This is a genomic window from Sphaerotilus sp. FB-3 (assembly GCF_023706025.1).
GTDB classification, from domain to species: domain Bacteria; phylum Pseudomonadota; class Gammaproteobacteria; order Burkholderiales; family Burkholderiaceae_C; genus Sphaerotilus; species Sphaerotilus sulfidivorans.
Map to the genome: position 1 here is coordinate 93,282 of NZ_BQWE01000046.1, position 18,851 is coordinate 112,132.

The window sequence follows — 18,851 nt, forward strand, 5'->3', positions numbered from 1 at the left end:
GGACGCGATGACCGCCCCGGCGACGCGCCCGCGGCTGGTCGTCGGCATCACCGGGGCGTCCGGCGCGGCCTATGGCGTGCGCCTGCTCGAGCGCGCGCGCGACCTGGGCGTCGAGACGCATCTGGTGGTCACGCCCTCGGGCGTGCTCAACGTGCACCACGAGTGCGGCCTGGACCGGCGCGCGCTGGAGTCGCTGGCCGCGGTCGCGCATGCGCCCGGCGAGATCGGCGCCTGCATCGCCAGCGGCAGCTTCGACACTGCGGCGATGGTGATCGCGCCCTGCACGATGAAGACGCTGGCCGCGATCGCGCACGGCTTCGGCGACAACCTGCTGACCCGCGCGGCCGACGTGACGCTCAAGGAGCGCCGCCGCCTGATCCTGATGGTGCGCGAGACGCCGTTCAACCTGGCCCACCTGCGCAACATGACCGCCGTCACCGAGATGGGTGGCATCGTCTTCCCGCCGCTGCCGGCCTTCTACCACCGGCCGCAGACCATCGCCGAGCTGGTCGACGAGACGGTCGAGCGGGTGCTGCAGCTCGCCGGCATCGCCGCGGCCCGGCCGCAGGCCTGGGCGGGGCTCGGTCAGGCGACGCCGGCCAGCCCGTCGCGCACATGATGGCGCGAGCCCGGCTTCAGCCCGGGTGAGGCCAGCAGCGCGCGCATCCACGCCGCGACCTCCTCCACCGCCCCGAGCTGGCCGGCCTGCTCGCGCTGGCGGCTGCCGGCCGCATTCCGCTGGCGCAGGCGCTGCTGCATCGCGGTGTCCATCGCCCCCGGATCAAGCGCGACCGGGAGAAAGGGCCGGCACTGCGTCGCCTCGTCGACCGCCAGCCCGCGGATGAAATGATCCAGACCGGCCTTGGCCGCGCCGTAGACCGTCAGCCCGGCGTGGCTGCGCAGCGCCGCGCCCGAGCTGACCTGCGCGACGATCTTGCGCCCCGGGCTGGCGCGGAAATGCGCCATCGCGGCGGCCAGCAGCGTGACCCCGGCGATCAGACCGACCTGCAGCCCGGCGGCCAGCGCCTCGGGCGCGGCCTGCTCGACCGGGCCGAGCGGCTCCAGCGTCGCGGCGTTGTGCAGCACGATCAGCGCCGCCACGCCGGCCGGATCGATGCCGGCCAGCGCCGCCGACAGCGCGGCGGCGGCCGCGACCGGATCGGCCAGATCGGCGCGGATCCAGTCGCCCGGCGGCGTGTCGGGCGGCTCGGTGCGCGACAGCGTCAGCACCCGCCAGCCCTCGCCGCGCCAGCCCGCCGCCAGCGCCGCACCCAGCCCGCGCGAGCCGCCGCTGAGCAGCACCAGCCGCTGCGGCGGCGGCCCGTCTGCGCTCACAGCACCACCTTGCGCGCGTGCAGCGCCTCGGCCTGGCCGTCGGGCGCGCGGCATTCGATGCCACGCAGCGCCATCAGGCCGCGGAAGGTCGCCTCCGAGAACCAGCCCTTCGAGCGCTGGCTGCCGAAGTGGCGCATCAGGTGGCGGACCTTGCGCCGGGCCTGCTCGGCCGTCAGCGGCACATAGACATTGGGCTGGCCAAGATCGCCCTCGTACTTCGGGATCTCGTACTCGAGGATCAGATGGTCGCGCCAGGTCTGCCAGGTCAGCTCGGCCACCGTGCGGTGGTCCTGGTGGCGGTCCTCCAGCCGGTGCGTCAGCACCAGGTCGGGCGACACCCGCCGGCCCAGCTCGGCCAGGAAGGCCTTCAGCCGCGGCAGCTCGGCCGGGAACTGCGCGTCCGCGAAGTCGCCGATGACGATCTCCAGCCCGGCCGCACCCTTCATCAGCGCACGCGCGCTGCGCCGCGCCTCCCGGGCGCGCTCGCCCGGTGCGCTCAGCACCACCCAGGTCAGGTGCAGCTCGGGCACCTCGGCCAGCCAGCGCAGCAGCGCGCCGCCGCAGCCGATCTCCAGATCATCGCTGTGCGCCCCCAGGCACAGCAGATGCAGCCGCTGGCGCCCGGCGGCCGGATCGAGCCGAAGCATCAGGCCGCCCCCTGCAGGCGCGCGTCCTTCCAGACCATCCACGGGCAATCGCCGCGGCCTTCCATGCGGTCGTAGGTGATCTTGTCCTTGAAGGTGTCCATCGCCTGCCAGAAGCCGCGGTAGCGGAACACGCCCAGGCGGCGCTGCGCGATCAGGCGCTGGAACGGCGCCTCCACCAGCTCGTCGCCCTCCTCGATCAGATCGAAGATCTCGCGGCGCAGGCAGAAGAAGCCGGCGTTGATCCAGAAGAGGCTGGCCTCGCTCATCGGGCCGAAGGAGGTCACCAGGCCGTCCTCGTCGCCGTGCAGCGTGTGGAAGCTCTGCGGCGAAGGCACCGCGACGAAGCTGGCGGTGGCGCCGCGCGCGCGGAACTCGGCGATGTGGCGGTCCAGCGGCAGGTCGCTCAGGCCGTCGGCATAGTTGGCCAGGAACTCCTCGTCGTCGCCGAGGTGCTGGCGCACCCGCAGCAGGCGCTGGCCGATGTTGGCGTGCAGGCCGGTGTCGACGAAGGTGATCTTCCAGTCCTGCAGGTCGCTGCGCATCAGCTCGATGCGCCGGCCGCCCTCGCTGAGCACGAAGTCGTTCGACAGGCACTCGTTGTAGTTCAGGAAATAGTCGCGGATCAGGTCGCCGCGGTAGCCCAGGCAGAGGATGAATTCCTTGTGGCCGAAGTGCGCGTAGTAGCGCATCAGGTGCCACAGGATCGGCCGCACGCCGATGTTGACCAGCGGCTTGGGGATGGTGTCGGAATGCTCGCGCAGCCGCGTGCCGAGTCCGCCGCAGAACAGGACGACTTTCATGTCGGAGTGCCTTTCGGGGTCTGGGAGCCAGGGATCGTGAAGGCCGGAGCGGGTTCGTCCGGCGCGAGATCGCGCAGCAGCCCGGCCTGCTGCAGCGCCTCGGCGGCGGCCTCGATCGCCTCGAAGGGCAGCCGCGCGCGCTCGGCGATGGCCAGCAGGTCGTGTGTGCCGTCGGACTGGCTCAGCACCCACAGCAGCGCGTGCTCGAAGGCGCCCGGCGCGTGGCCGCCGGTGCTGCGGTAGAGCCCGCGCCGGCCCAGCCGCGGCTCGCCGAAGGGGCTGAGGTTGAGCAGGCGGCGGTTGCCGTCGAGCACCTGCGCCAGCCGTGCCAGCGCCTGCAGCGCGCCGGCCAGCGCCTGCGGGCGCAGCAGCGTCATGTCGTCGGCGCTGCAGTGGTATTCGGGGTAGCCGCCGTTGACCGAGCGGGTCAGCCGGCCCACCGGCAGGTCGAAGCCGGGCGAGCCGTACTGGCGCTCGTCGTAGCCGTAGGGCTCGAAGTCGAGCAGGCGTGCGCCCTCGATGCCGGCCAGCACATGCGCGGCGGCGCGGTCGGTCAGCGTGTCGCCGCGGCGGCTGCGCTTGTACTGCAGCGGCGCGCCGTCGCCCAGCAGGCCCAGCACCAGGCCGGCGCGCACCCGCGGCAGCACCTCGGGGCGCAGTGCCAGCCAGGTCAGCGAGCCGATCGTGCCGGGCGCGAAGATGAAGCGCCAGGTGTGGCGCGGCCGGCTGCGTCCCAGCGCCCGCGCCAGTTCGACCGCCACCGCGATGCCGGCGAGGTTGTCGTTGGCCAGCGAGGGATGGCAGACATGGGTGTGGACCAGGATCTCGTCGTCGCTCTGGCCGGGCACGATGCACTCGGCCAGCGTCAGGTGGCCCGGCGCCAGCGTGCTGTCGACCACCACCTCGTAGGGGCCGGGCCCGAGGCGCTCGCGGTCGCGGTGGCGCAGGCAGAAGGCCCAGTGCTCGCGGTAGTAGCTGGTGCGGTAGGGAATGTCGTCGGGCCGCTCGGGCAGCGAGTGCAGGTGCGGCTGCAGCGCCTCCAGCGTCATCTGGCGGCGCACCGGCACCGAGTAGCTCATCAGGTGCAGGTTGTGGGCGCGGAAGTCGACGACCCGCCGGCCGGCGGCATCGGCGATCCAGGCGTCGCGCACGTTCCACTCGAGCGGCACCTCCCAGTCGTGCACCGGCGTGCCGCTGGGCACCTCGGTGCGCTGCAGCGGCAGGCCGCCCTGCGTCTCGATCAGGTCGAGCGTGGCGCGCACGCCGGCGCCCGTCAGGCTGCGGCACAGCGGATACATCGCCTCGGCCAGGCGCCAGGCCTGCGCGCCGGCCTCGGCGGCGCCGTCGGCCGAACGCAGCTCGTCGAGCAGCAGCGCCATCAGCGGCCCTCCCCGCCGGCCGACCAGCGCCGGCGGTGCGCGTCGGCGTCGAAGTCGGGCGCGTCGCGGTCGCGCTCGGAGATCGCCGCGACCGGCAGCGGCCAGGCCACGCCGAAGGCCGGATCGTCCGGGCGCACGCCGGCGGCGCAGTCCGGCCGCCAGGCCTCGTTCATCATGTAGTGGACCTCGGTGTCGTCGACCAGGGTCTGGAAGCCGTGCGCGACGCCCGCCGGCACCACCAGCGATTGACGGGTGTCGGCATCCAGCTCGACCGCGACATGGCGCAGCCAGGTCGGCGAACCGGGCCGCAGGTCGAGCAGCACGTCGAGCATGCGCCCGCGCGCGCAGCGCACCACCTTGGCCTCCTGCGCCGGCGGCCAGGCGAAATGCAGGCCGCGCAGCGTGCCGGCGCGGCGATTGAAGGACGCGCTGGTCTGCATCACCGCCAGCCGCGCCTCGTCCAGGCCGGCCGTGCGCAGCGTGTCGCGGCACCACAGCCGCGCGAAGCCGCCGCGCTCGTCCTGCACCGGCTGCGGCTCGAGCCGGAAAGCGCCCTCGATCGCCAGAGCGACGCAGCGCAGCGTGCTCATCGCGGCGCCTCCAGCCCGAGGTGCGCGAGAAAGGCGTCGATCTGGTCCAGACAGATCTGGCGCGCGCCCTCGCCCGCCTGATGGCGCAGATGCCACTGCGCGACCCAGTCCAGCGCCTGCGGCGTCGCCAGCCGGCAGCGCCAGCCCAGCTGTCGCGCGGCCTTGCTGCAGTCCAGGCGCAGCTCGGGCTCCTCGGGCGGACGCTCGCCCGGCGCCTGGGTCCAGGCCGGCGACAGCGCCCAGTGGCGGGCAACGCCCTCGGCCACCTGCGCGACGGTGACCAACTCGTCGGAGGGCGGTCCGAAGTTCCAGTCGCCGGCCGCCCGATGCGGCTCGCGCAGCAGCCGCTCGGCCAGGCCGAGGTAGCCGTGCAGGCAGTCGAGCACATGCTGCCAGGGCCGCACGCCGGCCGGGTTGCGCAGCGCCACCGGCTGCCCGGCCTGCGCCGCGGCGATGATGGCCGGCACCAGCTGGTGCGGCGTCCAGTCGCCGCCGCCGATGACGTTGCCCGCGCGTGCCGAGGCCACCGCGACGCCGTGCTCGGCCCGCCGCTCCGGCGGGAAGAAGGAGGTGACGAAGGACTGGGTCACCAGCTCCGAGCAGGCCTTGCTGTTCGAGTACGGGTCGCGCCCGCCCAGCGCCTCGTTCTCGCGGTAGCTCCAGAGCCAGCGCTGGTTGTGATAGACCTTGTCGGTGGTGACGTTGACCAGCGCCAGCGGCCGTGTCAGGCCGGCGCGGCGCACCGCCTCGAGCAGGTTCGCGGTGCCCATCACGTTGGTCGAGTAGGTGCCCAGCGGATCGGCGTACGAGTCCAGCACCACCGACTGCGCGGCCATGTGCAGCAGCACCTCGGGCGCGAAGTCGCGCACCGCCGCCGCCAGCGCCGCGGCGTCGCGCACGTCGCCGGTGACGATGCGCAGGTCGGCGCCGACGCCGGCCAGATCGAACAGGCTGGGCGTGGTCGGCGGCGGCAGCGAGAAGCCCAGCACCTCGGCGCCGAGCCGGTGCAGCAGCAGCCCCAGCCAGGCGCCCTTGAAGCCGGTGTGGCCGGTCAGCATCACCCGGCGGCCGCGCCAGAAGGCGGGATCGATGACGGCGGCGTTCATGGCGTGATCACCTCGAGCTGCGGGATCGGCACGATGAAGCGCCCGCCCCATTCGCGGATGTAGCCGTGCTGCTCGACGATCTCGTCCTTCAGGTTCCACGGCAGGATCAGCACCTCGTCGGGCCGCGCCTGGCGCAGCGCCTCGGGCGCGAGGATCGGGATGCGGGTGCCGGGCGTGAACTTGCCCTGCTTGTAGGGATTGGCGTCGACGGTGAAGTCGAGGAAGTCGCTGCGGATGCCGCAGTAGTTCAGCAGCGTGTTGCCCTTGCCCGGCGCGCCGTAGCCCACCACCTTGCGGCCGGCCGCCTTCGCCTCGATCAGGTGGGACAGCAGCCGGTGCTTGACCTGCCGGACCTGCTCGCCGAAGCCGAGATAGCGCTCGATCGCGTGATAGCCCAGCGTGCGCTCGCGCTCGCGCATCTCGGCCACGCGCTCGCCCACCGGCAGCGCCGCATTCGCGGCGTGGCGCGCGTGGATGCGGATCGAGCCGCCGTGCGTCGGCAGTTCCTCCACATCGTGCAGCACCAGGCCGTGCGCGGCGAAGATGCGCTCCACCGTCGAGAACGACAGGTAGCTGAAGTGCTCGTGGTAGATGGTGTCGAACTGGTTGCGCTCGATCAGCCGCATCAGGTGCGGGAACTCCATCGTGATGACGCCCGCGGGCGCCAAGAGCGCGCGCAGCCCGCGCACGAAGTCGTTGATGTCGGGCACATGGGCCAGCACGTTGTTGCCCAGCACCAGGTCGGCGGCGCCGAACTCGGCCGCGATCGCCCGGCCGGTGGCCTCGCCCAGGAAGTCCACCCGGGTCGGCACGCCGCGGGCCTCGGCGGCGCGCGCGACATTGGCCGCCGGCTCGATGCCCAGCACCGGCACGCCGGCGGCGACGAAGTGCTGCAGCAGATAGCCGTCGTTGCTGGCGACCTCGACGACGCGGCTGTGCGCGCCGAGCCGGTAGCGCGCGGTCATCTGCGCGGTGTAGCGGCGCGCATGCTCGACCCAGCTCGACGAGAAGGACGAGAAGTAGGCGTACTCGCCGAAGATCTCGTCCGGCGCGACGAAGGCCGGCAGTTGCACCAGGAAGCACTGCTCGCACACGCGCGCATGCAGCGGATAGAAGCGCTCCATCTCGCCGAGCTGGTGCGCCTCGATGTGGGTCTGGCACAGCGGGCTCAGGCCCAGGTCGACGAAGCTGGTGCGCAGCGGCGTGCCGCAGAAGCGGCAGGCCGGCAGCAGGCGGTCCACCCTCGTCGGATCGTTCGTGTCGTCATTCGTGTCGTCGTTCATGGCGGACTTCTTCTCGGCAATCGGATCAGGAAATGGAGCGGCGACGCCAGCGGTCCAGCGCCTCGCGCAGCGGCTGCGCGCCGTTCATCACCGCGCCGGCCATCGGCGCGGGCAGGAAAAGCGCGCCGGCCGCCCAGGCCAGCAGTGCGGCGCGCTGCGCCTCGCCATAGCCGGGACAGTGCTGCAGCGACGCGCGCATCAGCGCCCACAGGCTCTCGGCGCTGTCCTCGGGAAAGGGGTGGGACTCGCGCGCCCAGCGCCACGAGGTGATGCGGTGGCGCACATGCGTGGGCAGCATCAGCACCGGCGCGTCGATGCAGAAGCCCGAGCGCTGGCGCAGCAGCTCGAGCGTGCGCTCGCGGCTGTCGACCACCAGCCGCACCTCCTGGCCAACGCTGCCGCTGTAGTTGCCGCGGTAGCCCGGCGCATCGCGGTCGGCCGGCTTGCGGTGCAGCCGGTAGCTGCCCAGCGGACGCTCGACATGGAGCACGCGGCCGTGGAAGGGCGCGGTCAGGAACGGCACGGTGTCGGTGCAGATCGGCCAGTCCTTCGGTTCGACCGGGAAATAGGGCGCGACCGCACGCAGCCGGTAGAGATTGCCGCTGCCGGGCGGGCCGGCGTAGTGGCCGAGCCGGCGAATGATCGGCACCACATCGCCGTGGTGACTGAGATAGGGCATGGTGCCGCCGAGCGGCCGGCCCTCGGCGTCGATCAGGCGCAGCGCGTACTGGACCTTGGCGGTGTGGTCGTCGGCCGCGGCCAGGCAGGTGGCGATCGCGTCAGGATCGAGCAGGTCGTCGGCATCCAGCCAGACGATCCACTGGCCGCGCGCCGCCGCGATGCCGAGGTTGTAGCCCTGGCCCTGGCCGATGTTGACCGGCTGGCGTACCACCCTCACCCGGTCCGCATAGCGCGCAATCACCTCGGCCGAATCGTCGGTCGAACCGTTGTCGACGACGATCACCTCGCAGCCCGGAGCGGTCTGCGCCAGCGCGGATTCGATCGCTGCGGCCACGAAGCGGCCGTAGTTGTAGTTCAGTACGACGATCGAGACGGCCGGATCGGCAGCGATGGGCGCGGAGGCGGAAGCAGGCATCGGGGACTCTCTGATGACACCCATGGTAACCATGTGTTACTCATGAATCATTATCTTCAGAGACTGTCCACTGGAAAGCCATCCCGCGACAGAGTCCCCCGGTTGACGGGGCGCGGCGGTGCCGGAAGTCCAGAAAGCGGCAGGGCGCCCGACCGCGTCAGCAGTCGGGCGCCCTGCCCGGGAGATCAGATTAGACCGGGAGCGCCACGCCGGTCAGGCCGGCGCGGCGATCTGGCCGTCCGACACTCAGTCGTCGTTGCCGCCGAAGATGCCCAGCAGCGACAGCAGCGACTGGAACACGTTGTACAGGCTCAGGTAGATGCCCAGCGTGGCGGTGATGTAGTTGGTTTCCTCGCCGTTCTCGATGCGCTTGAGGTCATAGAGGATGAAGGCCGAGAAGATGCCGATCGTCAGCACCGACAGCGTGATCATCAGCGCGCTCGACTGCAGGAAGATGTTGGCGATGCCGGCCACCAGCACCATGATCATGCCGATGAACAGGAACTTGCCCATCGACGACAGGTCGCGCTTGATCACCGTCGACAGCGTGGCCATGCCGAAGAAGATCAGGCCGGTGCCGGTGAAGGCGGTCATGATCAGGCCGGCACCGTTGGACAGGCCCAGCACCGTGCCGATCAGGCGCGACAGCATCAGACCCATGAAGAAGGTGAAGGCCAGCAGGATCGGCACGCCGGCGGCCGAGTTCTTGGTCTTCTCGATCGCGAACATGAAGCCGAACGCGCCGGCCATGAACACGATCAGGCCGACCAGCGGCGACATCGCGCGGGTCAGGCCGGTGGCGACACCCAGCCAGGCGCCCAGCACAGTCGGGATCATCGACAGCGCGAGCAGCATGTAGGTGTTGCGCATCACGCGGTTGCGCTCGGCGGCGCTGGGCATCGCGACAGACGCGAAACCGTGGTTCTGGAACAGGTCGGACATGGCAGTAGCTCCTTCGGAGACAGCGGAAAGACAGGAACGGATCACGACGGATCAGTGGATGCAGAGGCGACCCGGAAGGATGACGGACCCCGGGCGGTCACGGCGATCGGCGTCGGGCGTGCGGCGCGCCGACGGATCGCGGCTCAGGCGCTCAGGCGGGGTGGACGCAAGGGCCCGTCGAGATAGGGCGAAGCCTGGGGTCGGCCCTCGGCCGGGTGCAGCGCCCGCTGCAGTCCGCGGCAATGCGGCTGCGGCAGCAGCCCTGGCAGCGGCGGAACATCGGCCAGTTCGGCAACCGGGTCGGACTCCTGGGCCGGATCGGTGCGATCCGGCAGCGCGGCCGGCGGTGTGCCCTCGTCGGCCAGCAGCGACCGGTCGGCTTCGGCACGGCAGTCGGCATCGGCCTGGGCGACCAGCGTGACGGTCGCGACTGCAGCCTGTGCCCCGCCAAGCAGGCCGGCGCACAGCAGCATCAGCACAGCGAACAGGGACATCAACCGACGGAACATGGCACCCAGTGTAGCGGAGCCGCGCTCACCGTGTCGGCGTCGGGGCTGCGGCCAGCACCGGAGAAGCGGTCACCGCGTCCGGATGTTCCCAGCGACGGCGGGCGGCCATCACCATGTTCGGATACGGCGCCTTGCCGCGGCTGCCGTTGTAGCGCCCCAGCGCCATGAAGAGATCGCCCCGCTCGCGGTCGAGATAGTGGCGCAGGATCACGCAGCCAAAGCGCAGATTGGTCTGCATGTGGAAAAGCCGCGAGGCATCGCCGTCGCCGATGGTGCGCGCCCAGAAGGGCATGACCTGCATGTAGCTGCGCGCACCGACCACCGAGATCGCGTACTTGCGGAATCCGCTCTCCACCTCGATCAGCCCGAGCACCAGCGCGGTGTCGAGGCCGGCGCGCCGGCTCTCGTACCAGACCGTCTCAAGGAATTCCCTGCGCACGTTGAAGTCGGGCTTGCGCCGCGCCAGCCGATCGCTCATCGCGCCAAGCCAGCGCAGATGCGCCAGCCGCGCCTCGGTCGAGACGAACTCGAGCCGGGGCGGCGCGCCGTTGCCGGCCACCGCTGCCGCCAGCGCGGTGCGCACCGAATCGGCCAGCGGCTCCTCGAGCTGGCCACCGGCCTGCGCGGCCGGGCTGATGCCCAGCCCGGCCAGCGCCGGTCCGGCACCGATCAGCCAGGCGCGGCGGCGGCAGCTCATGCCTTCAGACGGCCCTTCACGAAGGCGGCGACCTCGGCAGCCGGCACCTTGGTCGCGGCCTCGTCGCGGCGGCCCTGGTACTCGACCTGGCCTTCCTTCAGGCCGCGGTCGGACAGCACCACGCGGTGCGGCACGCCGATCAGCTCCCAGTCGGCGAACATCGCACCCGGACGCTCGCCGCGGTCGTCGAGCATCACGTCGATGCCGGCGGCCAGCAGCTCGTCGTGCAGCGCGTCGGCGGCGGCCTTGACCTCGGCCGAGCGGTCGTAGCCGATCGGGCAGATCGCCACGGTGAACGGCGCGATCGCGTCCGGCCAGATGATGCCGCGCGCGTCATGGCCCTGCTCGATCGCCGCGCCCAGGATGCGGGTCACGCCGATGCCGTAGCAGCCCATCTCCATCAGCGCCGGCTTGCCGGTCTCGTCCAGGAAGGTCGCGTTCATCGCCTTCGAGTACTTGGTGCCGAGGTAGAAGACATGGCCGACCTCGATGCCGCGCTCGATCGCCAGCACGCCCTGGCCGTCCGGCGACGGATCGCCCTCGACGACATTGCGCAGGTCGGCCACCAGATCGGGCTCGGGCAGGTCGCGGCCCCAGTTCACGCCGGTCAGGTGATAGTCGGCCTCGTTGGCGCCGCAGCAGAAGTCGCTCATCGCGGCCACCGTGCGGTCGGCGATGATCTTCACCGGCTTCTTCAGACCGACCGGGCCCAGGTAGCCGGGCTTGCAGCCGAAGTGCTCGTCGATCTCGGCCAGCGTGGCGAAGCGGAAGCCCGCCTTCAGGCCCTCGACCTTGCCGACCTTGACCTCGTTCATCTCGTGGTCGCCGCGCAGCAGCAGCAGCCAGACGGTCGAGCCGGCCGGATTGCCCTGCTCGTCGAGCCGGTCGGTGGCCAGCACCAGGCTCTTGAGCGACTTCGTCAGCGGCAGGCCCAGGAAGGCGGCCACATCCGCGCAGGTGCTCTTGCCCGGCGTCAGCGTCTTCGTCAGCTCGGCGGTCGGCGCGGCGCGCGGCGTGGCCGGGGCCACGGCCTCGGCCAGCTCGATGTTGGCGGCGTAGTCGCTGGTCGGGCAGTAGATGATCGCGTCCTCGCCGGTCTGGGCGATGACCTGGAACTCATGGCTGAGGTCGCCGCCGATCGCGCCGGTGTCGGCCGCGACCGCGCGGTAGGTCAGGCCGAAGCGGTCGAAGATGCGCTTGTAGGCGGCGAACATCGTCTCGTAGCTCTTCGCCGCCGCCTCGGGGCTGCGGTCGAAGGAGTACGCGTCCTTCATCGTGAACTCGCGTCCGCGCATGATGCCGAAGCGCGGCCGGCGCTCGTCGCGGAACTTGGTCTGGATGTGATAGAAGTTCTTCGGCAGCTGCTTGTAGCTGCGCAGCTCCTGGCGCGCGATGTCGGTCACCACCTCCTCCGAGGTCGGCTGGATGATGAAGTCGCGCTCATGGCGGTCCTTCACCCGCATCAGCTCCGGGCCCATCTTGTCGAAGCGGCCGGTCTCCTGCCACAGCTCGGCCGGCTGCACCACCGGCATCAGCAGCTCGACGGCGCCGGCGCGGTTCATCTCCTCGCGGATGATGCCCTCGACCTTGCGGATCACCCGCAGCCCCATCGGCATGTAGTTGTAGATGCCGGCGCCCAGGCGCTTGATCATGCCGGCTCGCATCATCAGCTTGTGGCTGATCACCTCGGCATCGGCGGGCGCTTCCTTCAGGGTGGCGATGAAGAACTGGGAGGCTTTCATGGGGTGGTCGGTACGCGGACGGGTACTGAGTGGAACCTCTGGACAGGCGACGGGAGCCCTTGTCCCTGCTCGGGTGATCCGCGGGCTTGCGCCAATCGGACCCGGTGCAATAATGGGTTCAACGTGAAAATTGGGGTCTGATTATGCTCGACCGAGAAGGCTTCCGGCCCAACGTCGGCATCATCCTGCTCAACCAGCGGAACCAGGTGTTCTGGGGCAAGCGCATTCGCACCCACTCCTGGCAATTCCCGCAGGGCGGCATCAAGCATGGCGAGACGCCGGAGCAGGCGATGTTCCGAGAGCTCCACGAGGAAGTGGGGCTGCATCCTGAACATGTGCGCATCATCGCGCGCACACGAGACTGGCTGCGCTACGAGGTGCCCGAGCACTACATCCGCCGCGACGCACGCGGCCACTACAAGGGACAGAAGCAGATCTGGTTCCTGCTGCAGCTGATGGGTCGGGACACCGACATGAACCTGCGCGCGTCCACGCATCCGGAGTTCGACGCCTGGCGCTGGCACGACTACTGGGTGCCGCTGGATGTGGTGATCGAGTTCAAGCGCAATGTCTACCAGATGGCGCTGACCGAGCTGGCGCGCTTCATCCCGGCGCGCCCGAACCATCACAACCGCTATCTGCGCCACGGCATGCGCTCGATGCGCCGCGAGGACGGCGCCGAGCCCCGCGCCAGCACGGCCCAGCTGCAGGGCGACACCGCGATGAGCGATCTGCCGCCGCTCGAGTTCAAGCTGGGGACGTCCTGACCGGCGGGCGCCGGTTCAGCAGCACCAGCCCCAGGCAGATGCCGACCAGCGCCAGCAGCAGGGCTGGCGTGATCGGCTCGTCGAGCAGCAGCCCGGCGCTGAGCGTGCCGAACACCGGCGTGAGCAGCACGAAGGCCTGGACCTGGGTCGCGGGATAGCGGGTCAGCAGCCAGAACCACAGCAGATAGCTGGCGAAGGTCACGATCACGCCCTGATAGACCATCGAGCCGATCGCCAACAGGCTCCAGGACTGCAGCCAGGCATCGCCATGGACCAGGGCGGCCAGCGGCGACAGCAGCGCCGCCACCCCGAGCTGCCAGGCCAGCGTGACCTCGGACGGCGCGCTGCGCAGCACCGACAGCCGGATCGTCACCGTGGTCAGCCCCCACAGCACCGCGGCCACCAGGATCATCAGGTCGCCACGCCAGGTGGTGCCGGCGGCGGTGAGCGAAAAACCCTCCCCGAAAGCCGCCGCCAGCGCAGCAAAGGCGATCAGCAGCCCGACGGACTGCAGCGGCATCAGCCGCTCGCCCCGGTGCAGCGCCGCCAGCACCAGCGCGACGACAAAGGGCGAGGTATTGATGAAGACCACGCCGCGCGCGGCGGTGGTGTGCTGCAGGCCGACGAAGGCCAGCGCGAACTCGGTGGCGAACAGGAAACCGGCCAGCAGCCCCGGCAGCAGGCTCGGGCCGAGCCAGTGCCAGCGCAGGCCGCGCCAGCGCATCCAGCCCAGCAGCAGCACGAAGGCGACGATGCTGCGGATCGAGACCTGCACCAGCGCCGGCACCTCCGGCAGCGCCAGCTTGATCGAGACCTGGTTGAGGCCCCACAGCATGCAGCACAGCAGCAGGCTCAGGACGGCGACAAGATCGAGATGGGAGCGTGCGGGCATGGGCAAACGACAGAAAAGTGTGGAGTCAGCCGATAGGCCGGATTCTGTGCGGCGGGTTGCCCCGCCGTGACCGCCATTCCTCTGGGCCGCCCGTCACCGGAACGGCTCGATGCCACCTACCCGCCAGCTCAGCGGGCCGCGTCATAGCTGGCCTATTTGGTGTTGCTGCGCGCAGAGATTGCCCGTTTCACCCGGACCGAACCGGCTCGTCTCTGTTGCTCTGATCCTCACCTCGCGGTGGAGAGGTGTTACCTCCTGCGCTGCCCTGTGCAGTCCGGACCTTCCTCCAGTGCGACCTTTCGATCCTTGCACCAGCGGCGGTCTGGCTGACTCCACGGCCGGGATTGTCCCACAAGCGCAAGACAAGGGCGGGCGAGGCCGGACACAGGCGCACCGGCCGCCTCGTGGCGCTCAGTCGCGCCGCGTGCGGGACAGCGCGTCGACCCGTGCCTGGCAGGCCGCGATCACACGGCGCAGTTCCTCATGCTGCGCCGCGCAGCGCTGCAGCTGCTGGCGATCGGCCAGATGGGCCTCGAGCAGCTCGCGGTAGGTCAGGCCGGCCTTGAGCGGCTGCGGCGTCGGGCAGGCGCTGTCGACGCCGGTCGGCAGCACGCACTTCGGCGCGACCGGCGCAGGCGGCACCGACGGACTCGAGGCGCAGCCGCCCAGGCCCAGCGCGGCCAGCAGCACGAGAGCCGAAGCAGGCGACAGCATGGCGGCTCTCATCAGCGCGCCCGGCTGCCGTTGCCGGCCACGCGGTTGAGCGTGCGCAGCGCCTCCGGCGGCACCGGCGCCGACAGGCAGCTCATGCCGGCCGCGTTCTGGCGCAGCTGGCCCTGCAGCAGCACCAGCTGCAGCTCGCGCTCGCGCAGCTCGTCGCGCAGGCGGCCGGAGCCGCCGCCGCCAGCCGCCGCCAGCGCCTTGCGCACCCGCAGCAGCTCGGCATCGGTGTCGCGGCGACGCTGGGCCAGATCGGCCAGCTGGGCCTGGCTGTCGTCGAGCGCCTCGATCATCTCGACCTTCTGCTCGTCGAAGGACACCTGCAGCTCGCGCAGGCGCACTTCGAAGGCGGCCTCGCGCGAGCGCAGCTCCTCGGCCAGCGCGATCTGCGCCTGGCGGTGGCGGGCCTCGCTGTCACGCATCTGGGTCTCGAGCCGGGCGGCACGGTGCTCGGCGGCCTGCCGGTCGGAGGAGCCGATGCCATGGCCGATCCAGCCGGACACCAGCAGGGCCGCGGTCGTCGCGATCAGACGCAGCTTGTCGGACATCGATGGACTCCAGAATAATGATTTTGCATTTCAGGTCGGATTGTCATCCCGGCCGACGGGTGCGCATGGTAGGCAAGACCCGGAACCGCAGCGGTGACGATTCGTGAGAGGCCGCGCCGCTCAGCGCTCCTTCGTGAACGACTGTCCGAGTGCGGCCGGCGCCTGCGCGCGGCCGAAGAAGCCCGCCAGCAGCACCACGGTGAACAGATAGGGCAGCGCCTGGATCAGCTCGACCGGCACCGCGCCCAGACCCGGCAGGACCGTGCCCTGCAGCCGGATCGCCACCGCATCGAGCAGGCCGAACAGCAGACAGGCCCACAGCGCGCGCACCGGATGCCAGTGGCCGAACACCATCGCCGCCAGCGCCATGAAGCCGCGGCCGGCGCTCATGCCGGGCATGAAGCTGGCGTTCTGCGCCAGCGTCAGGAAGGCGCCGCCGATGCCGCACAGCACGCCGGCCAGCAGCACCGCGCGCCAGCGCAGCCCGGCCACCGAGATGCCGGCGGCATCCACCATCGCCGGATTCTCGCCGACCGCACGCAGCCGCAGCCCGAAGCGGGTGCGGTAGAGCAGCCACCACACCGCCGGCACCAGCGCGAAGGCCAGCCAGGTCAGCAGCGTGTGGCGCAGAAGCGCCTCGGCCAGCAGCGGTCCGATCAGCGGCCAGTCCTGCACCGCACGCGCCGCCTCGTCGAACAGCACGCCGAAGCGCCCTTCAGGCGGCACATCGGGCGTGCGCCCGCCGCGCTGGAACAGGTGCAGGCCGATGACCGCGGTCAGCCCGAGCGCCAGGATGTTGATCGCCACGCCGGAGACGATCTGGTCGCCGCGGAAGCGGATGCAGGCCAGCCCGTGCACCGCCGACAGCGCCATGCCGGCCGCGACCGCCGCCAGCAGCGCCGCCCCGGCCGGCCAGCCGAAGGCGCCGGCCACCGCCGCGGCGAAGGCCGCCGCCAGCAGCTTGCCCTCCAGGCCGATGTCGATGACGCCGGCGCGCTCGCTCAGCACCCCGGCCAGCGCGCACAGCACCAGCGGCACGCTGATGCGCAGCGTCGCGCCCAGCACCGAGGCGACGACGGTCGCCAGCTCCTGCAGCTCGCTCATGCGCCCTCCCCGGCCGGGGCGACCCGCCGCGCCCGCCGCGTCCACAGCGCCCACAGGCGTGCCACCAGCGGCCGCAGCATCAGCGCCAGCGCGCCGCAGAACAGCACCACCAGGCCCTGCACCGCGGTCACCATGTCGCGCGAGAAGGTCGGGATCTCGAAGGCCAGCTCGGAGCCGCCCTGCACCAGCGCGCCGAACAGCAGCGCCGCCAGCACGATGCCGGCCGGGTGGTTGCGCCCCATCAGCGCCACCGCGATGCCGGTGAAGCCCGCACCGGCGACGAAGTCCAGCAGCAGCCGGTGGTGCACGCCCAGCACCTCGTTGATGCCGACGCCGCCGGCCAGTGCGCCCGAGCCCATCAGCGCGATCAGCGTCAGCCGCACCGACGACAGCCCGGCATAGTGCGCCGCGCCCGGCGCGTGGCCGAGCGTGCGCAGCGCGTGGCCCAGCCGGGTGTGCCACAGCAGCACCCACAGCCCGGCCGCGCACAGCAGCGCCAGCCCGAGCGCCGCGTTCAGCGGCGTGGCCGGCGCGTTCACGCCCAGCGCGGCCAGCAGCGCCTGCGCCGTCGGCAGGCCGACGCCCTCGGCCAGCGCCCGGCTCTCCACCGACGGATTGCCCGGCACCGCCAGCACGTTCACCAGCAGCCAGACCAGCAGCGCCGAGGCCAGAAAGTTGAACATGATCGTCGTGATGACGATGTGGCTGCCGCGGCGCGCCTGCAGCCAGGCCGGCACCGCCGCCCAGGCCGCGCCGCCCACGGCCGCCGCCGGCATGGCCAGCAGCAGCACCGCCCAGCCCGGCAGCCAGCGGTCCAGCGCCAGCGCGACGACGCAGGCCAGCAGCCCGCCGATCGAGGCCTGGCCCTCCGCGCCGATGTTGAACAGCCCGGCATGCGCGGCCAGCGCCACCGCCAGACCGGTGAAGATGAAGTTGGTGGTGTAGTGCAGCGTGTAGCCCCAGGCCAGCCCGGAGCCGAAGGCGCCCTCGACCAGCAGCCGCATCGCCTGCGCCGGGCTGTGGCCGAGCAGCGCCACCAGCGCGCCCGCCACCGCCAGCGCCAGCAGCACGTTGAGCAGCGGCAGCACGCCGAAGTCGATCCAGCGCGGCAGCGGCGCCCCGGCGGCTGCGGTCGATCCGCTCATGCCGCGATCCCTCCCTGGCCCATGCAGCGGCCGATCGTCACCTCGTCGGCGGCGTCACGCGCCATCTCGCCGGTGATGCGGCCCTGCGACATCACGACGATGCGGTCGGCCAGCGCCAGGATCTCGTCGAGTTCGGTCGACACCAGCAGCACCGCGCAGCCGGCATCGCGCAGCCGGCGCAGCGCGCGGTGAATGGTCTCGATCGCACCGATGTCGACGCCGCGCGTGGGCTGGCCGATCAGCAGCAGGCGCGGCGCGCGGCGCAGCTCGCGCGCGATGACCAGCTTCTGCTGGTTGCCGCCGGAGAACTTCGCCGAGCGCCAGGCCGGGTCGGGCGGGCGCACATCGAAGTCGGCCATCATCCCGGCGCACTGTGCGCGCATCGCCCGGTGGTCGAGCAGGCCCAGCAGCGCCGGCCCGCGGGCGATCGCCGCGTCGTCGGTGTAGCCGAGCGCGGCCGACTCCCAGGCCTCGAAATCCAGCACCAGGCCCAGGCGGTGGCGGTCCTCCGGCACATGCGCCACGCCGAGCTGGCGCAGCCGGTGCGGATCCAGCGGCCAGACGCCCGCAGGGCGCTCGCCGTCGGCCGCCAGACGGATCTCGCCCGACTGCAGCGGCCGCAGCCCGGCGAGCAGCTCCAGCAGCTCGCTCTGGCCGTTGCCCGAGACGCCTGCCACGCCGACGATCTCGCCCTGGCGCAGGTCCAGGTCGATGCCAGAGAGCCGCGCCACGCCCTGCGCATCGCGCCAGCCCAGGCCCCGCGCGCTCAGCACCACCGCACCGGGCTGCGCCGGCGGCCCCTCGCGGCCGAGCCGCACCTTGCGCCCGACCATCAGCTCGGCCAGCTCGGCCTCGGTGGTGGCGGACGTCTCGCGGGTGGCGACCACCTCGCCGGCACGCATCACCGTGACCCGGTCGGTCACCGCCAGCACCTCGCGCAGCTTGTGCGTGATCAGCAGCACCGTGGTGCCGCGGCGCTTCAGCTGGCGCAGCATGCGCATCAGCTGGTCGGCCTCCTGCGGCGTCAGCACCCCGGTCGGCTCGTCGAGGATCAGCACCCTGGCGCCGCGGTACAGCGCCTTCAGGATCTCGACGCGCTGCAGCACGCCCACCGGCAGCTCGCCGGCCACCGCGTCCGGGTCGACCTCCAGCCCGAACTCCGCCGCCAGCCGCAGCACCTCGCGCCGCGCCGCCGCCAGGCCGGGCGCCAGCACGAAGCCCTGCTCGGCGCCGAGCACGATGTTCTCCAGCACGGTGAAGCGGTCCACCAGCATGAAATGCTGATGCACCATGCCGATGCCGGCGGCGATCGCATCGCGGGCGCTGCCCGGTTTCAGGGCATGGCCGTCCACCTCGATGGTGCCCTCGTCGGGCGGGTGCAGGCCGTAGAGAATGCCCATCAGCGTCGACTTGCCGGCGCCGTTCTCGCCGATCAGGCCGTGGATCGAGCCGGGCGCCACCTCCAGCGTGACCCCGCGGCTGGCGTGCACGCTGCCGAAGCGCTTGTGGATGCCGCGCAGCGCGATCATGCGGCGCAGGCGCTGGCCAT

General features: G+C 71.5%; 20 protein-coding genes and 1 other RNA gene. 2 read left to right on the top strand and 19 right to left on the bottom strand.

Annotation, left to right across the window (positions count from 1 at the left end):
* Positions 1-7: 7 nt before the first annotated feature.
* Positions 8-619 carry a UbiX family flavin prenyltransferase gene (locus tag NFT33_RS15915; protein ID WP_251676804.1) on the top strand — a complete coding sequence of 204 codons (612 nt, stop codon included), beginning with the start codon at positions 8-10 and terminating at the stop codon, positions 617-619.
* On the opposite strand, the gene NFT33_RS15920 is transcribed toward NFT33_RS15915, so the two are convergent.
* From NFT33_RS15920 to NFT33_RS15975, 12 genes are all read right to left on the bottom strand, one after another.
* The gene (locus NFT33_RS15920) at positions 586-1,335 is read right to left on the bottom strand and encodes an SDR family NAD(P)-dependent oxidoreductase (protein ID WP_251676806.1); all 750 of its coding nucleotides are present in this window, start codon (positions 1,333-1,335) and stop codon (positions 586-588) included. The genes NFT33_RS15915 and NFT33_RS15920 overlap by 34 nt on opposite strands.
* A complete protein-coding gene (locus NFT33_RS15925; RefSeq protein ID WP_251676808.1) occupies positions 1,332-1,982 on the bottom strand; it encodes a PIG-L deacetylase family protein in 651 nt (216 codons plus the stop codon). Before NFT33_RS15925 ends, NFT33_RS15920 begins: the two co-directional genes overlap by 4 nt.
* Positions 1,982-2,782 (bottom strand): sugar phosphate nucleotidyltransferase, encoded by an 801-nt coding sequence (locus NFT33_RS15930; RefSeq protein WP_251676810.1) that lies wholly within the window; start codon positions 2,780-2,782, stop codon positions 1,982-1,984. The genes NFT33_RS15925 and NFT33_RS15930 overlap by 1 nt, the downstream gene beginning before the upstream one ends.
* Complete coding sequence (locus tag NFT33_RS15935; protein ID WP_251676812.1) at positions 2,779-4,161, bottom strand: DUF4910 domain-containing protein; 1,383 nt, start codon at positions 4,159-4,161, stop codon at positions 2,779-2,781. The genes NFT33_RS15930 and NFT33_RS15935 overlap by 4 nt, the downstream gene beginning before the upstream one ends.
* The gene (locus NFT33_RS15940) at positions 4,161-4,751 is read right to left on the bottom strand and encodes a dTDP-4-dehydrorhamnose 3,5-epimerase family protein (RefSeq protein ID WP_220786035.1); all 591 of its coding nucleotides are present in this window, start codon (positions 4,749-4,751) and stop codon (positions 4,161-4,163) included. The genes NFT33_RS15935 and NFT33_RS15940 overlap by 1 nt, the downstream gene beginning before the upstream one ends.
* Positions 4,748-5,857 (bottom strand): CDP-glucose 4,6-dehydratase, encoded by a 1,110-nt coding sequence (rfbG, locus tag NFT33_RS15945; protein ID WP_251676814.1) that lies wholly within the window; start codon positions 5,855-5,857, stop codon positions 4,748-4,750. The genes NFT33_RS15940 and rfbG overlap by 4 nt, the downstream gene beginning before the upstream one ends.
* Positions 5,854-7,140, bottom strand: coding sequence for a class I SAM-dependent methyltransferase (locus NFT33_RS15950; RefSeq protein WP_251676816.1), 1,287 nt, complete (start codon positions 7,138-7,140; stop codon positions 5,854-5,856). Before NFT33_RS15950 ends, rfbG begins: the two co-directional genes overlap by 4 nt.
* Positions 7,141-7,165: 25 nt before the next feature.
* A complete protein-coding gene (locus NFT33_RS15955) occupies positions 7,166-8,236 on the bottom strand; it encodes a glycosyltransferase family 2 protein (RefSeq protein WP_220786033.1) in 1,071 nt (356 codons plus the stop codon).
* A 246-nt stretch (positions 8,237-8,482) separates the two neighbouring features.
* The gene (locus NFT33_RS15960; protein WP_149502564.1) at positions 8,483-9,178 is read right to left on the bottom strand and encodes a Bax inhibitor-1/YccA family protein; all 696 of its coding nucleotides are present in this window, start codon (positions 9,176-9,178) and stop codon (positions 8,483-8,485) included.
* A gap of 143 nt (positions 9,179-9,321) precedes the next feature.
* Positions 9,322-9,672, bottom strand: a complete 351-nt coding sequence (locus NFT33_RS15965) for a hypothetical protein (protein ID WP_220786032.1) — start codon at positions 9,670-9,672, stop codon at positions 9,322-9,324.
* A gap of 40 nt (positions 9,673-9,712) precedes the next feature.
* A complete protein-coding gene (locus NFT33_RS15970) occupies positions 9,713-10,384 on the bottom strand; it encodes a lytic transglycosylase domain-containing protein (RefSeq protein ID WP_220786031.1) in 672 nt (223 codons plus the stop codon).
* On the bottom strand, positions 10,381-12,126 hold the full coding sequence (locus NFT33_RS15975; protein WP_251676817.1) for a proline--tRNA ligase: 1,746 nt from the start codon (positions 12,124-12,126) through the stop codon (positions 10,381-10,383). Before NFT33_RS15975 ends, NFT33_RS15970 begins: the two co-directional genes overlap by 4 nt.
* A 143-nt stretch (positions 12,127-12,269) precedes the next feature.
* On the opposite strand from NFT33_RS15975, the gene NFT33_RS15980 reads away from it, so the two are divergent.
* On the top strand, positions 12,270-12,893 hold the full coding sequence (locus NFT33_RS15980; protein ID WP_149502560.1) for an RNA pyrophosphohydrolase: 624 nt from the start codon (positions 12,270-12,272) through the stop codon (positions 12,891-12,893).
* Here the strand turns inward: NFT33_RS15980 and NFT33_RS15985 are convergent.
* The 7 genes from NFT33_RS15985 to NFT33_RS16015 form a co-directional block, all read right to left on the bottom strand.
* Complete coding sequence (locus NFT33_RS15985) at positions 12,874-13,785, bottom strand: DMT family transporter (protein WP_251676820.1); 912 nt, start codon at positions 13,783-13,785, stop codon at positions 12,874-12,876. The two genes, NFT33_RS15980 and NFT33_RS15985, sit on opposite strands and share 20 nt — an antisense overlap.
* Before the next feature lie 17 nt (positions 13,786-13,802).
* Positions 13,803-14,119, bottom strand: an RNA gene (gene rnpB / locus NFT33_RS15990) — RNase P RNA component class A.
* 77 nt (positions 14,120-14,196) lie between these two features.
* A complete protein-coding gene (lysC, locus tag NFT33_RS15995; RefSeq protein ID WP_251676822.1) occupies positions 14,197-14,499 on the bottom strand; it encodes an Rz1-like lysis system protein LysC in 303 nt (100 codons plus the stop codon).
* A gap of 11 nt (positions 14,500-14,510) precedes the next feature.
* On the bottom strand, positions 14,511-15,053 hold the full coding sequence (locus NFT33_RS16000; protein WP_149502557.1) for a hypothetical protein: 543 nt from the start codon (positions 15,051-15,053) through the stop codon (positions 14,511-14,513).
* Between the two features lie 120 nt (positions 15,054-15,173).
* Positions 15,174-16,157 carry an ABC transporter permease gene (locus tag NFT33_RS16005; RefSeq protein WP_251676824.1) on the bottom strand — a complete coding sequence of 328 codons (984 nt, stop codon included), beginning with the start codon at positions 16,155-16,157 and terminating at the stop codon, positions 15,174-15,176.
* A complete protein-coding gene (locus tag NFT33_RS16010; protein ID WP_251676826.1) occupies positions 16,154-17,302 on the bottom strand; it encodes an ABC transporter permease in 1,149 nt (382 codons plus the stop codon). The genes NFT33_RS16005 and NFT33_RS16010 overlap by 4 nt, the downstream gene beginning before the upstream one ends.
* Complete coding sequence (locus NFT33_RS16015; protein WP_251676828.1) at positions 17,299-18,831, bottom strand: ABC transporter ATP-binding protein; 1,533 nt, start codon at positions 18,829-18,831, stop codon at positions 17,299-17,301. Before NFT33_RS16015 ends, NFT33_RS16010 begins: the two co-directional genes overlap by 4 nt.
* Between the last annotated feature and the right edge of the window lie 20 nt (positions 18,832-18,851).